Source organism: Pseudoalteromonas tetraodonis (genome assembly GCF_002310835.1).
Lineage (GTDB): Bacteria > Pseudomonadota > Gammaproteobacteria > Enterobacterales > Alteromonadaceae > Pseudoalteromonas > Pseudoalteromonas tetraodonis.
On record NZ_CP011041.1, the window covers coordinates 2,513,460 to 2,527,916 of the forward strand.

Consider the following 14,457-nt stretch of genomic DNA (forward strand, 5'->3'; position numbering starts at 1 on the left):
TAATACACACTTGCTACTCAAAGCCAAAACCATTGTTTTGGCTTTTTTTATGTTAAAAACTGGTATATAAAATGGAGTTTAAACTGCTACACTCAGATTAATAAACAAACAAAAATGGACCGAAAATGAGCAATAATAAATATAGACTTGTCACTCGAAGCGATTTTGACGGCCTAGTGTGTGCCGTATTACTAAAAGATTTAGATTTAATCGACGATATTTTATTTGTGCATCCAAAAGACATGCAAGACGGTAAAATAGCCATTACCAGCAACGACATTACCACTAACCTCCCCTATGTTGCCGGTTGTCATATTGCATTTGATCATCACTTGAGTGAAACCGTTCGTAACGCAAGCGATATAAAAAACCACATTATTGACCCAGATGCGCCCTCTGCAGCACGCGTTGTATACGACTATTATGGCGGTGCAGAGAAATTCCCTAATATTTCAACTGACATGATGGAAGCGGTCGATAAAGGGGATTCTGCACAATTTTCAAAAGACGAAATTTTAAACCCAACAGACTGGGTACTGATGAACTTTATTATGGATGCGCGCACAGGACTTGGCCGTTTTCGTGAATTCAAAATTTCTAATTACCAGTTAATGATGAAGTTAATTGACGCCTGTAAAGATCACAGCATAGAACAAATACTAGCAATGGAAGATGTTGCCGAGCGTGTTGCGTTATACCACGAGCACAACGCACAAGCTAAAGAGCAAATAGACCGCTGTTCATCAATACACGACAACTTAGTGGTACTCAATTTAACCGAAGAAGAAACCATTTACGCCACTAACCGCTTTGTTATTTACGCCATGTTCCCCGAGTGTAATATTTCAATTCATAAAATGTGGGGGCTTAAAAAGCAAAACGTGGTGTACGCCATTGGTAAATCAATCACCAACCGCAGCTCAAATACTAATGTTGGCGAGTTATGCCTTAAATACGGCGGCGGCGGCCATTTAAATGCCGGTACTTGCCAAGTAGACACTGACAAAGCCGAAGAAGTATTGAGTGAGCTGATTGCTACGATTACCAGTGATGGCTGAGTTATAGCCACGAGGTTCGGGGTTCGGGGTTCGGCAAAGTATTTTATAAAGCGGGCTAATTGATAGCTCGCTTTTTTATTATGAAAAATTTAATGGAGGGCTTCTTTGAGAGAAATATAGTCATTCGGGTGAGTCATCATTAACTTAGTAAGAATAGGAGGAAACTTTCCTATTTTTACATGTTTATATAAGTTACATAAGGCATAATATTTATAGCTGGCAATAGCTTACACTATTTGCTATTAATACAAGTTCATAAAATAAGGATGTTTTCGCGCTAAAGTAGGGGAAGTGTTCTCTGATAAAGCTGTTATGTTTCAAGGAGAGTTTGTGAGTCAATATGAAATAATAAGCACTTCAATTGCTTTAATTGCTTTAATTGCAGTATGTGTTTCTTTTATGGCAATAGTACGAACTCGTAAACTATCAGAAAAACAATTAGCGTTTGAAAAAACAAATGCTAAGTTGTCTGCTCTAGCTATTCTAGTTTCAGAATATAAATCTTAAGCAGAATCAATTAGAGTTGCGTTAAATGATGGCACTATCGAGATAGAAAACCTATCTAGAATTGGTATGGAAAACGCTTTAGATGAAGTTCTCGACAAACAATATAAAGCTATTGAGGATATAGAAAAAATACTAATTACTCATCAAGCAACTGAAACATAACAAGCGAATAAGTCAGGACTAAAAACTGTTGGCTTTTGCTCCTGCCTCGCTTATTTTAGTCAACCATTTTTAGCCCATGATTATGGGCGTTACCAATCTAAACTGTTGGCACTCAGCCGATAGTCGTTATAGAGTGGTTTAACTTACAGTGTAAAGCAGTTGTTTCTGGTAGATTCATCATTTTTGTCGGATGGCGTGGCTCCGCCACTTATCCGACCTACGTCAAAATGTAGGTTGGTTAAGCCGAAGGCGCCACCCAACAGGCTTTCAAATTCACTTTTCATCCGCACATGGCACATAGCTGACATTGCTACAAATATACTACATAGAGTTGGGATAGGAATAGAGAGAAAAAATAACCCATTGATTTAATTGGTAGCCCCTGCAGGAATCGAACCTGCAACTGCCCCTTAGGAGGGGGCCGTTATATCCATTTAACTAAGAGGCCACGCTGGGTGCTAAGTACTAGGTGTTTGGAAATTATAACGGCATCTGGTTTTTTATATCAAGCATCAAATTAAGTTAATTGCTTGATAAATATATATCTTCTTTATTTAATACGTAAAGCGGTATAAATGTTCGGCTGCTGGCTGCTAAACGTTTGCTTTGAATATCAATAACGCGTGCGTTTATTTCTACCCCGTCCTCTCTATAAATAAGGGTGCCTGACAATACATGGCTGGCTATACTGGTACCAGCAAGTTTGCGAGTGTTTCGTGTAAAGGCAAAATCGCCTTGCTTATTTACGGTAATTAAATTGGCTGTTTTAAAATCAACGGCGCTATAACCAAACTTTTGTAGCTGATGTATAAAGGTTTCTGATAACTGATTACCTAACTGGCTTGCTGTAGTTAAACTTGCGTCTAAATCAACGAACGACGTAACCGCAATCGCTGCATCTTGAGGGGCTACTTGCATGGTGTCGGTTAAATCAAGTGCCATTTGCTCAACGTAATTAACTAAGCTTTTGTGGTGCTTGTTTGGATTAAATTGCGTTGTATCAGCATATTGCTCTTGCTCGTCATTGCGCTGCATTTGCGCCATGATCTGGTTAAAATCAAGATCACTTACCACTGTTTGCTCTGGCTCAGATTTGGCGGGTTCGGCCATGCTAGATTCACCAAGTAAATTACAGCCTGAAAGTAATAATGATAATGCACTTATGCTAATTAAAGCTGAGCGCTTAGCTAAGTTAGCCATGATAAACCTCACTTACTCGCTTGTTTTAGCATGATGCCATCAGCACTGTTACTGCTATTTAACGCGTCGATCACTGATTGCGGAATAAAGCCCTGTGCAGAGCCTACAACCGCTTTACTCGCTAAACCAACAATACGTGCGTTTACTAGTATGCCACCTTGGTGGTTTACTAGCGTGCCGGCTAATACGTAACTAAAATTTTGTTCTTGGTTAAGCTCTAAGTAGTCGCGACTAAAAACAAAATCGCCGCCAGGTGTTACACGCATATAATCGGTGGTTTTAAAATCGATTACCGGTACACCAAAATTATGCAGCTCATGCATAAAGCTCTCTGCTATTTGGTTACCCACTAAGTCAGCATTGTTGTAGTCACGGTCTAAAAAAACAAAGCTTGATACCGCTAATGGCGTTTTAGTATTTACGTACTGTAAATTTTCAGCCATGTCTTGCATGATGCCACGCACATAATGATTAATATTTTTACGTGTTGGCGTGTTAACTTGTTTGTTTTTATTCATCACTGCTGTTTTATTTTGATACAGCGAGTCGCTTTGTGTAGGTGCGGCTACAGGGCGTTGCTCAAAAAACATAGGCGCATCGTCGGTAATTTGTGTGTCACTATGGTTTGTCATTTGTGAACAACCAAAGCCTAGTGGCAAACATAAAGTTAATAGTAGGCGTTTCATGTGTGCTCCTAATTAATATTCACTGCGGTAAATATAGTCACCGCGCTGCTGTATTTTTTCATTGCTCCACATCACATTGATGGGAATTTCAGTACTGCCGGCAGATACAACTTGGTTGGTTTGCATATTTACCATTCGTGCATTAACAATATAAGCATGCTCTTGGCGAGTTAAAGTACCGGTGATGACAAAGTCAATAATCTGACGCTGCTTTAAGTTGCCAGTATTGCGGCTAAGTACTGAGTCTGCACTCGCTGATAAGTTAAGTTGGTTTTCAAGCCGATATTCAACCGTGTTATAACCTAATTGGGTGAACTGGGTTATTAAGCTTTCCTGAATCTGCTGGCTAAGCCCTGCCCCCTGCCCTTGAGCAACGTGAGAATCTAGGGCATCTGCTAAATAAAAGCTACTGACCGCAATTGAAGCAGTGCTTTTAAAAGGCTCTTTAATATGGCTAAGCTGGGCACTTAAGCTACTTACGTACTGGTTCACCGTATAAGGTGCCATAACCGCTTTAGGCGCATCAGTGCTTATACTCGGCTTTGGCTGAGGTGTTAAACTACAGCCCGCTAAATTTAATAATAGTAAGGGTAACAAAAGGCGCATAGTTGCCATCCTCTAAAAACATAATAACAACAAAGCAATTATTATGCCGAATACCCTTGTCACATATTTATTTTAAAGGCTGCTGGGTGTAATGACTCACAATGCAGTTGATTTGGCGCTGTTTAAGTTTATCGCAATCAGCAGCCGCATTCGCTTGTTCCTGATAAGCCCCAAGCTTTAAACGGTAGTAAGTTATGCCACTCACGTTGATAGTTTCTACATTCGCCACAAATTCCCCCTCAAATAACGAAGATGCGCTGGCTTTTATTTCATTTAAACTTTGGCTAAGTCGGTCTTTGTCGGTAACGGCTGCAACTTGGAGGGCAAACAGCGCTTTAACGGCTTGTTTTTCATCAGCTGCTGCATTCGTTGCCATTTGAGCTTTTTGTGCTACTTTTGGTGATACCGTTTCAGCTGAAGCTTTAGCTGTTGGTACTACAGGCGTATTTGTTGATGCGGTGTCTTGATTTGCCACCGCATTTAATTGGCTTATTAATAGCTTTAAGTCTTGTTCAATAACTAATAGACGCTCAACACCTGCTTTGGCTGCTTGCCACTGTTGAGACGATGCTTTTAGCTGCGCTAACTCCTCATCAGAAAGGCTTGCACTGGCTTGTTTAGGCTGAGGCGACTCTACTGTTGTTTTGGGACTGCTGCATCCAGATATAAAAAGAGCACCAATACAGGCGATGAGTATTGAATAGCGTTTATATAAATTAGCATGTTGCATGGTTAAACCTTATTGTTATTAGTGGCTAATAAGTTGCGCTTGGACTTGGCAGTTCAAGCCTTTCACTTTTAATTCTGCGCATACTTGTTCAAGCTCTCCTTGGGCAGACTCGGCATAAGCGACGGCTAAAATATACCGTTTTTGTTTATCGTCTTTAATATAAAAAGCATCACGCTTTGATTGCTCATTTAAATGACGTTTAATTAATTGATAATACGCTTTCATAATCGGCAATGATGAAAACCCACCCGCATTGGCAATATACGCTGGCGTTTGTGTTTTTTCTTTCAGTTCAAAGTCAACGCCCATTACTACTTCACCTTGCGCTGGTAAATTCACCATTACTTGTTGCGTATCTTTTAAGGACTTACGTTGCTTAAACTCATCATCTATAACCGCTTTATATTCGCCAGGGCGTAAATCGGTAAACAAATAATAGCCATCATAGGCAGCTTGAGTTTGCGCCACTTGCTTACCTTGTTTATCGAGTAATTTAACGGTAGCAAAAGGCTGCACTTCACTGCTGCCTTGCTCATCTCGTTTGTAAACAGTTCCCTCCAATTCACTACTGTGATTAAGCGGTATTTCCATATATTCAACAAAACCGGCACGCGGTGTAATTGAAAAGCCATCGTTGGCGGCAACTAAAAAAGGATCGTTAATAGTGCCAGGCTCAATCACTATGTCGGTGGTTAAGTTAGCCGACATACCCGATAATAAAGCCATGCCGTTTTTATCAGTAACAGCTCTTCGATAGTTTTGTAGCCCTTTAACTTTTACGCCTTCTAAATTTTGCTCACCATCGTCATAAATACCATTATTATTTTCATCAAGGTAAACATGCACTATTAGCGAACCCGACTGCACTAAGCTGCGCCTGTTTATAAAGTAGTCATTATTTTTACTGTTAAACCCTAAGCTAAAGCGTCCAAATAAGCCAATGCGCCAATTGTCATTAGTGTCGTAATTAACCTTGCTATTTAAACTAAATAAATCTGTTTGCCAGTTTAGTCCTAGCTCAGCAAACTTAATCTCAGTTTGTAATGCATGCGTAAGCTTTAGCTCTGCTTGTAAATTTGATGTAAGTGAGCGGCTAAACTCGGTTTCATAGCTGGTAATTTCGCTAGTCGGCTCTAAAGAATAGTTGATGTTAAAACGCGTTCCCAAACGCCCAAAGCGTTTTTGTAAACGACTAGTGCCAGAAAAAAGATTGTTGTCGCTCCATTGTAGATTATTATTAAATGCATATCCGCCAGCGGTATAATTTAAAATATTACCAAACCTCACTATGCTATCTCTAACATCGCTATTGATGTAACTCGCGGTGTTTTGATAACTTAATCGACCATAACTATTTTCCATTAAGTTACCTGAAAAAAACAATTCGTAATTTTCTGTGTCATTAAATACATTATTATTTTGCTGAACTTGGCCTTGTAGTTCAGAGGCTTTGCGGAGGCTGAACCTTACTGACTGTCCTAAAATTTCAGAGCGCGTAGAAAGCTTTAATTCTTTTTCTTCAAGGGTATTTTGTTCATAATCTAAATTAATGAGCACTTTGTTGAGTACACTTAAGTTAGAGCCAAATGCATAGTTAGTTAGGTTTTCTGCATCATCACTTTTTAGTGCAGAAACTCCCGTATAAACAGAGAAGTAATCAGTTATGCCTTTTTCGTAGCGCCCTGATAAAAGCCAACCTTCTTCACCTGCTATGGTATTGCCAGAATTTAATAACTGCTCTCCTTGCTGAGTAAGTGATAGTTCATAAAAACCATCTCCCCTTTCTAAGCTATTACCATCAATGAGGTATTCTTCAACTTTACGCTCCACCTCTCCTTGTGGGCCATAAAATATGAGCTCAAAAGTGTTAGCACCAAATAATAAGTCAACATTTTCAAATAGATAGCGCCCATCAGGTAAGCTAAGCTGCTGATCGATCAAAATATTATTTCGATATAACTCTACATCCCAACCAGCTTGCACTGCTCCCGTTAAAGTTATTTGATTGCTGTTTATTTCTTTGTAAAGCGGTTTATTATTTACTTTAACGCCGCGCGCATAATTGCTTTTAAAGCGAGTGCCAATTTGTGTTGCAAGTACATCACCAAACTCAATACTTGTCGCGTTGAGTGGGCCAAGTAAATTACCTTCAGCGTTTTCCCGGTTAAATGAAAGCCGTGAATCTTTTAATAAATCGCCATTGCTACCGGCTAAATAGTATTCGCTGTTAAAGTAGGCCAAATCTTGCGAACCTAATATGGCATAGTTTAATGTGTTGTCATTATTTGTTGCTGTGTAGCTTAGTTGTACATCAGCCACAGGTGACGACATTGCTTGATAAGGACTTGGTTTCCACGGTAGTGTGGGCGTTTTATCGGGTGAACTTGTGTATAAGGTACGCTGTTGCCGCTGTAGTTTTTTTTCTATGGGGAGGGTTACAGTTGGTGATAAACCTAATTTTAAGGAGCTATAATTAGCAATCATTCCTAATCCAAACCAGCGGTTTAACACTTCTATATCTATAAATATATCACCGGCATCTATATAGTAATCGGATTCATTAAGGCGCTGTTTTTCTGTGCTTAACTGCACAGTTTTATTATTAATATTTAAATTAAAAATGTTATTCGGCGAAATATACCACCCTTGTGCCATTAACGAATCGCGATCAACATTAACAGCAAAATTAAGTAACTCAAATAAACTACTTAGTTCAATCCATGCACCATTTTCATTTTTAATCGCAATTATCTCGCCTAAGTAATATTTATCCAAGTAAGTTGAAAAAAACAGTAGCTCACCAACAGGAATGCCTATGAGGTTTTGGTCTGTTGTTGCTGATGATGTATTACTTAACGAACCACTGGTATCGTTAAAAGCATCAATTACAACAATTTTGTCCGATGAAATATCTTTTGTTGTATCAGAATTACCTTGCTTTTCCCTTAAGCTTTGCCATTTTTTTTCAATATTAAAAAGCGTGTTGTAAACAGCCTCATTATTTTGCTGCGCAGCAAACACACTAAAGCCCAATATCCATAAAGGTATTAGGCTTGCGTAAAAAACGGAGCGAGTAAGTAAGGTCAGTTTAGTAATCCTACTGAGTTTGTATTAATAGACACTGTTTTTTCTGCAAATATTGTATTGCGATATTCTTTTAGCCCTGTATAAACTATTCGTAATTTACCTGGCCCTGTAATTGCGTTGTTTTCAAAAAAATTGAGCGTGAGTTCTGGCTGCAACACCTCAGGATAAATACTTAAGCTACCAACCATCGCCACTTTTACTTCTTTATCGCTGTTGTTTGCTTTGTAAAAAGCTTCAATATTACCGAAGGTACTGTACTCACCTTTTCTTTGCATTGAAACATGTAATGATTTTTTTCCTTGGTCATTACTTAGTGCAATGCTTTTTATGTCAACCTCCGGTAATTTTGACCCTTGGCGCAAAAGTACAGGAATCGAATAACTCAAAATAAGATCAATTTTAATGCCTATTGCCTGTGTGGCTTTTTTGTTTTCATTTGGTAGGGCTTGAAACAATAAGTGAGAGCGATACTCCTGCTCTGCTAAGTTTTGTGGCCTTCTTAGCACTAATTTTACTATTTGCCTTTCTCCTGGTGCTAAGCGCACTTGCGATGGGCTCATACGCACCATATTGCTCAGTGCAGTTGGGTGAGCTATACCCTCTTCTAACCTTGTATATCCACCTGCAGGTTTAGCTATTTTTTCTTCCCAGGCAAGACGATAAGTTTTATATTCTTTACTATTGTTAATAACAACGACCTGAGCAACTCGTTGACGTTCATCGAATGCAATTCGTGTAGGTGATATAAGTAAGTTAGCGTGTGTATAAAAGCTATAAAATAATGAAGTAAAACACACACTGAAAATAAAAGATTTCCATAAATTCATTGTTGTAATTCTCTTAGTAAGCAATAGTAATTTCAATTGTTGTACTGTATCTATCATCTAAATAAGGTTGGCCATTTCCACTCGTGTTTAACTGACCACCTATTTTTACAGTCGCCATACCATAGGCGTTTGTAGTAACAACAGTATTGGAATAGCTAATATTTGATAGCGTAAATGCATTGCCGCCATTTACACGAGACAACGCAGTAAACACACCCGCATCGCTAAAGCTTATTTGAACGCCAGCACCTAAACCTTCAAGTAATAACTCTGCAGGATGACCACTTTGCATTAAATAAATACTGTTGCTGGTACTTCCACCGTTAGGGAGGAGTGTTATTGACCTGATGCTTGTATTGTCAGGAATGACTATAGTCCCAAAATTAAGAGGCTCAAGAACGGTTACTTGAGCTAAACTATTAGCGCAATAAAAAATACATGCAAATAATATATGTTTATTCATAAAAATACCTGCCTATTTAATAAGGCAGGTAGACACCTATTAATAATCGAGTGTTAATGCAAATGTACCTCTGTACTCACCATCAATATAAGCACTTGTAGTTACAGCGGCATCTGTGGTTAGCGTAGCACCCATGTTAAAAGTAGCTGCTCCGGTTGCGTCAACTTGAAGAGTAGTCGTGAATAAAGCACCAGTACCCGCACCACCGGTTAATAACCAAAAGGTAGGTGTACCTATCGTAAATTTAGGAGTACCTGGAGGCGCAGTAACCGCATTAACATTGCCAGTTATTCCTGAAGAGTCAAGAGTTAGAGTTCCAAAAGGAGCAACACCTGAGACAGAAAATAATGCTCGTTCTCCACGAACTAATTCAGCAATTGACGCGTTAGTTCCATCTGTAGCCACTGGATCTGCACCAGGATTTGCAGGCATAACGATTGTAGCAGTTGTGGTACCAGCAGGATCTGCAGTCGCGCGAATAGTACCAAAGTTTAAACCAGCATCATTGGTAAAGGTAAATGCATTTTGCACAGTTACGCTTGCTTGGACATCTGCACTTTCTAAAGCAGTTGCATTAAAAGCGAATAACGATACTGATGCAGCCAACGCTGCTTTAGTAAATATTTTGTTCATAGTTTTCCCTTAGATATAAGTTGTTAACCTTTTGTTCAGGTTAATTTAAGTATCGGCCAAAATCACTAAAAAGTTAGAAAAATATTTACTTTATTTTGATTTATAATAACAGGATGCAAAAATAAGCGAAAAAAACCTTAAACATCCTCTGAAAATGCCGCTAAGGTACATTTATTACCCATCTTATAAAAAAACAAACACAACTGCGCCGCCTGTTGTTGATTTTTTAGCGGGCCTGCTACAACACTATAAAAGGTACTTGATTCTTTTTGTTGCTCATTAATGCGGTATTGCAAAATACTGTTTAATTGAGGGTATTGCTCTTTTAGCCGCTCCACTTGCCTTTTGGCCCCATTAGAAATTAAATAGCGACCAATTTGCACACCGTAAATCCCTTCGTTTGTACTGGTAGTATTATCAGCTAAAGCGGTTTCTGATGAGGGTTGTAAAGGTTGCTTAGAGCCATATTCAACACGTTTTACCTTCTCTTTCATCGGCTCTGGTACGGTATCAATATCTGTTTGAGCAGAAAGAGCTTGAATCAATAACGATAAGTCTTCTTCCATGGTGCTTAAGCGCGCTATTTGCTCTTTGTTGTTATCCCATTGCTCTAGGTAAGGTTTTATATCTTTTTCACGCACAAGCTTGTCGCTTTGTGAATCTGAGGGCATTAGCTGGTTGCTGCAACCAGCTAATGCAAATGGTATTAATAATGTTATTAAATGAAGTTTCACTTTAGGCACCCATTACAAAAGACTAGCTATCTAAAGCTATTATGCAATAAAAGCGCCAAGTAATACTGTTTTATAACCTGATTGGTCCGTCAGTGTAGTTACTCACAAAACAGTCAACTTTATAAAATTTAAATACTTCGCAATCATCCTCTGCACTTTTAAAGTTAAAATACTCACCTAATTTTAGTCGATAATAGGTTTTGTTATTAACCTTTGCTTTTTCAATATTTGTCGTGATTTTGTCCTTAAACAAAGGCGCTGCTTTTTTGTTAATTTGCTTCCATTCTTTAGCAACACTCTCTTGTGAATCGAGTGACGCAACCTGCAATGCAAATACTTTTTTGTTGGTATCAACCATTGCCACTTTTGTTAGCTTCGATGTTTGAGGGAATACTTTTTTCTTCACGATTGAGTTCGTTGCTTTCACAGGCAAACTAACAGCGCGCTTACTGTAGCTTTTTGAAGGGGCTGTAATCATTTTTGTAGGCACGCTAGCATAGCGACTACTGTGTCGCTGATTGTATGGAGCGTCCCCTTTAGAGGATTTTGCGTAGCGATTACTATACCTTTGCCTTGGTCGTTCAACTTTATCTGAGGTGCTTGCGTAATTATTACCATACCTAAGATTTGGCGGCGCCTTTGTGTTTATTACTGAGCGAGCATAACGATTGCTAACAGCCTGATTAGATTGCGCTATTGCTTTACTGTTAATAATATCCAGGTTATCAACTAAATATGTGAGCTCACGTTCTAACTTTAATAGCCGCTCTATGCCAGAGCGTGCTTGCTGCCATTGCAAGGCGGCATCTTTTAGTTGAGCAAGCTCAAGTGCAGTGATAGTTACATATTCAGGTGAATCTTTAACTTGTTCATTTAATGATGTTTTATCAGGCGATATCGTACAACCAGTACTTAATAACAACAGTAATACGACTAACAGATATCGGTGATACTTTTTGCTGTATTCACACATTGATTGTTTCTCTTTCAATAGTTTAGACCGCTCAATTAAGTCAATTTTCAATTGAATCAATAAAGCACGTTAACAACAAAACAACTTGGGTTAACATAAAGATTACAACACAATGTTAAATATGTCTGTATAACTGCAAAAATAGTGATAATTTAAAATACTAAAAAAGCTATTTTACAATCAAAAAAAGCGCCATATAGGCGCTTCTAATAATGATAAGTTTATTTAAATTAACGTTTTAATAAACGTTTTAAGCTCACCGGCGAATTCATCACGACGAAGAGCAAATTCAATGGTTGCTTTTAAATAACCAATTTTACTGCCACAATCATGGCTTCGGCCTTTCATTGCGTAGGCATCTACTTTTTCATCTTGCATAAGCATGGCTATTGCATCTGTTAGCTGAATTTCATCACCAGCACCTTGAGGGGTTTTAGCCAGTAATGGCCAAATATTTTTACTCAACACGTAACGACCAACCACAGCAAGGTTTGAAGGTGCCTCGTCAACGGGTGGTTTTTCTACCATGCTTTGAATGGGTGAGCTTTCACCTTGGTTTAACTCAACATCACCTAAATCCACAACACCAAATTTATCTACGTCATCTTTAGGGACTGGCTCAACCATAATTTGACTGTGTTTAGTTTGCTCAAAGCGAGTAATCATTTCAGCTAAGTTGTCTTTTGTTAGGTCACTTTCTACATCATCAATAATAACGTCGGGTAAAATAACCACAAAAGGTTCATTGCCAATAATAGGAGCGGCACAGTTAATAGCATGACCTAGGCCTTTTGCTTCACCTTGACGTACATGAATAATGGTCACATCTTTAGGGCAAATAGACTGTATTTCGGCAAGTAATTGCCGCTTTACACGTTTCTCTAACGTTGCCTCTAGTTCAAAGCTGGTATCAAAATGGTTTTCAATCGAGTTTTTACTCGAATGCGTTACTAGCACTATCTCTTTGATACCAGCGGCAACCGCTTCGCTAACAACGTATTGAATGAGTGGACGGTCTACAACGGGCAGCATTTCTTTTGGAATTGCTTTAGTTGCCGGTAACATACGTGTTCCAAGGCCGGCTACGGGGATCACTGCTTTCATTATGCTCTCCTTATTTTTTAAACTGAAAATGGGTATTGAATAGCCTCGTGGCATTGATAACCAACCACCTCAAAATCATCACGTGTTACCCATGTTTCTATATCTTCGAGCGACTTAATCTCTGGGTTAATTTTTAATTGAGGAGAAGCAAATGGCTCGCGCTTTAATTGCACATCTCGCATTAAATCTAGCTGATTTTCGTAAATGTGGGCATTGGTGATTTTATGATATGCCTTACCTGCTTTGTGGCCAGTAATTTGTGCAACCAGTGCCAATAAAACAAAACATTGAATTTGATTAAAGTTTAGCCCTAACGGTACATCACAACTTCGTTGGTACGAGGTTAAATACAGGGTATCGCCTAGTAATGAAAAGGTATGCGTATGCATGCATGGGCGCAAGCAGCCAAGCTCAAACTCACCTGGGTTGTAAAAGGTAATAATTTCGCCGCGATCATCAATGCCATTTTTTAAATTATTGATGACCTTTGCAAGTTGATCCAGTGTTGAACCATCAGGGCGTTGCCAGCCTCGTCCTTGCACGCCATAAACGCGCCCCATATCATCCTCACCTTTACGATTAGGATTATTGAGCCAGGCACTATTTTCATTGGCGTTAGCATCCCAGGTTTTACAACCTATATTGCGAAACTGCTCAGCACTGTCATAGCCTCTTAAATAACCTAATAATTCAGCAATAGCCGCTTTGTAATAGCTTTTTCTCGTGGTGATCATTGGGAACTGATTATTAGCCACATCGTATTCTAAATCAGCGTTTATAACCGTTAAACAACGTGTACCGGTACGCTTGTTTTCAACCCATTTTCCTTGGTCAACAATGCGCTGACATAATTCTAAATATTGTTTCATCTAACTTCTTCTTTTAAGCTTTTGCCGCTGTTTTTGATTGTGGTTGTTTATAGGCCCAAATAAGTAAGCCTAACCCGCCAATTATCATTGGTAACGATAGAATTTGCCCCATAGAGATAAAGTCGGCAAATAACCCCAATTGCGCATCTGGTTGGCGAAAATATTCAATACAAAATCTAAATACGCCGTAACCCAGTAAAAACAAACCCGACACACTTCCCGCAGGACGTGGACGCTTAATAAACCACAATAATATGACAAACAATACAAGCCCTTCAAAAAAAGCTTCGTAAAGTTGTGAAGGGTGGCGTGCAAGCGGGCCTCCAGTTGGAAACACCATTGCCCACGGAACATCAGTGGTACGCCCCCATAATTCGCCATTAATAAAGTTACCTATACGCCCAGCCAGTAAACCAACAGGCACTAAAGGTGCTACAAAATCACCGACTTGTAATAACGATTTTTTACGCTTGTAAGCAAAAATAGCAATTGCAGTGATCACCCCCAGTGTCCCACCATGAAACGACATGCCACCTTGATCTATTCTAAACAAATATAAGGGGTTTTCGATAAAATAGCTAAATTGATAAAACAGAACATAACCAATACGCCCACCTAATATAACGCCCAGCATGCCGTAAAAGAGTAAATCGCTGACTTCGTCTTTAGTCCAACCTGAACCGGACTTACTAGCTTGGCGATTCGCAAACCACATCGCAAACGCAAAACCAATTAAGTACATTAATCCATACCAACGAACGCTAAGTGGCCCAATAGAAAAAATTATTGGATCAATTTGAGGAAACTCCAGTGCCATA

General features: G+C 39.0%; 15 protein-coding genes and 1 tRNA gene. 2 read left to right on the plus strand and 14 right to left on the minus strand.

Annotated elements, in window-relative coordinates:
- The first annotated feature begins 125 nt into the window (after positions 1 to 125).
- Both PTET_RS11780 and PTET_RS11785 read left to right on the plus strand, forming a co-directional pair.
- Positions 126 to 1,058, plus strand: a complete 933-nt coding sequence (locus tag PTET_RS11780; protein ID WP_096038667.1) for a DHH family phosphoesterase — start codon at positions 126 to 128, stop codon at positions 1,056 to 1,058.
- A 330-nt stretch (positions 1,059 to 1,388) separates the two neighbouring features.
- Complete coding sequence (locus tag PTET_RS11785; protein ID WP_157740499.1) at positions 1,389 to 1,565, plus strand: hypothetical protein; 177 nt, start codon at positions 1,389 to 1,391, stop codon at positions 1,563 to 1,565.
- Between the two features lie 535 nt (positions 1,566 to 2,100).
- Here the strand turns inward: PTET_RS11785 and PTET_RS11790 are convergent.
- The 14 genes from PTET_RS11790 to lgt form a co-directional block, all read right to left on the minus strand.
- Positions 2,101 to 2,175 (minus strand) — tRNA-Arg (locus PTET_RS11790).
- Positions 2,176 to 2,249: 74 nt separating this feature from the next.
- Positions 2,250 to 2,927, minus strand: a complete 678-nt coding sequence (locus PTET_RS11795; RefSeq protein ID WP_096038669.1) for a FlgO family outer membrane protein — start codon at positions 2,925 to 2,927, stop codon at positions 2,250 to 2,252.
- A gap of 8 nt (positions 2,928 to 2,935) precedes the next feature.
- Positions 2,936 to 3,613: a FlgO family outer membrane protein gene (locus PTET_RS11800; RefSeq protein ID WP_013465606.1), complete on the minus strand. Its 678-nt coding sequence runs from the start codon at positions 3,611 to 3,613 to the stop codon at positions 2,936 to 2,938.
- Between the two features lie 12 nt (positions 3,614 to 3,625).
- A complete protein-coding gene (locus tag PTET_RS11805; protein ID WP_013465607.1) occupies positions 3,626 to 4,219 on the minus strand; it encodes a FlgO family outer membrane protein in 594 nt (197 codons plus the stop codon).
- Positions 4,220 to 4,286: 67 nt separating this feature from the next.
- Positions 4,287 to 4,949, minus strand: coding sequence for an SPOR domain-containing protein (locus tag PTET_RS11810; RefSeq protein WP_096038670.1), 663 nt, complete (start codon positions 4,947 to 4,949; stop codon positions 4,287 to 4,289).
- Between the two features lie 18 nt (positions 4,950 to 4,967).
- On the minus strand, positions 4,968 to 7,970 hold the full coding sequence (locus tag PTET_RS11815) for a carboxypeptidase-like regulatory domain-containing protein (RefSeq protein ID WP_147154702.1): 3,003 nt from the start codon (positions 7,968 to 7,970) through the stop codon (positions 4,968 to 4,970).
- A gap of 62 nt (positions 7,971 to 8,032) precedes the next feature.
- On the minus strand, positions 8,033 to 8,920 hold the full coding sequence (locus PTET_RS11820) for a fimbrial biogenesis chaperone (RefSeq protein ID WP_244186360.1): 888 nt from the start codon (positions 8,918 to 8,920) through the stop codon (positions 8,033 to 8,035).
- Positions 8,877 to 9,326: a DUF4402 domain-containing protein gene (locus PTET_RS11825; RefSeq protein ID WP_090495303.1), complete on the minus strand. Its 450-nt coding sequence runs from the start codon at positions 9,324 to 9,326 to the stop codon at positions 8,877 to 8,879. The genes PTET_RS11820 and PTET_RS11825 overlap by 44 nt, the downstream gene beginning before the upstream one ends.
- A 39-nt stretch (positions 9,327 to 9,365) precedes the next feature.
- Positions 9,366 to 9,959 carry a hypothetical protein gene (locus PTET_RS11830; RefSeq protein WP_090495305.1) on the minus strand — a complete coding sequence of 198 codons (594 nt, stop codon included), beginning with the start codon at positions 9,957 to 9,959 and terminating at the stop codon, positions 9,366 to 9,368.
- A gap of 137 nt (positions 9,960 to 10,096) precedes the next feature.
- Positions 10,097 to 10,693, minus strand: a complete 597-nt coding sequence (locus tag PTET_RS11835) for an SPOR domain-containing protein (protein ID WP_096038672.1) — start codon at positions 10,691 to 10,693, stop codon at positions 10,097 to 10,099.
- Positions 10,694 to 10,763: 70 nt separating this feature from the next.
- Positions 10,764 to 11,666 carry an SPOR domain-containing protein gene (locus PTET_RS11840; protein ID WP_096038673.1) on the minus strand — a complete coding sequence of 301 codons (903 nt, stop codon included), beginning with the start codon at positions 11,664 to 11,666 and terminating at the stop codon, positions 10,764 to 10,766.
- Between the two features lie 225 nt (positions 11,667 to 11,891).
- Entirely contained in the window at positions 11,892 to 12,770 is an 879-nt protein-coding gene (gene galU, locus PTET_RS11845; RefSeq protein ID WP_013465615.1) for a UTP--glucose-1-phosphate uridylyltransferase GalU, read from the minus strand.
- 17 nt (positions 12,771 to 12,787) lie between these two features.
- A complete protein-coding gene (locus PTET_RS11850) occupies positions 12,788 to 13,639 on the minus strand; it encodes a thymidylate synthase (RefSeq protein ID WP_096038674.1) in 852 nt (283 codons plus the stop codon).
- A gap of 13 nt (positions 13,640 to 13,652) precedes the next feature.
- Entirely contained in the window at positions 13,653 to 14,456 is an 804-nt protein-coding gene (gene lgt, locus PTET_RS11855; protein WP_064663050.1) for a prolipoprotein diacylglyceryl transferase, read from the minus strand.
- Position 14,457 lies beyond the last annotated feature (1 nt).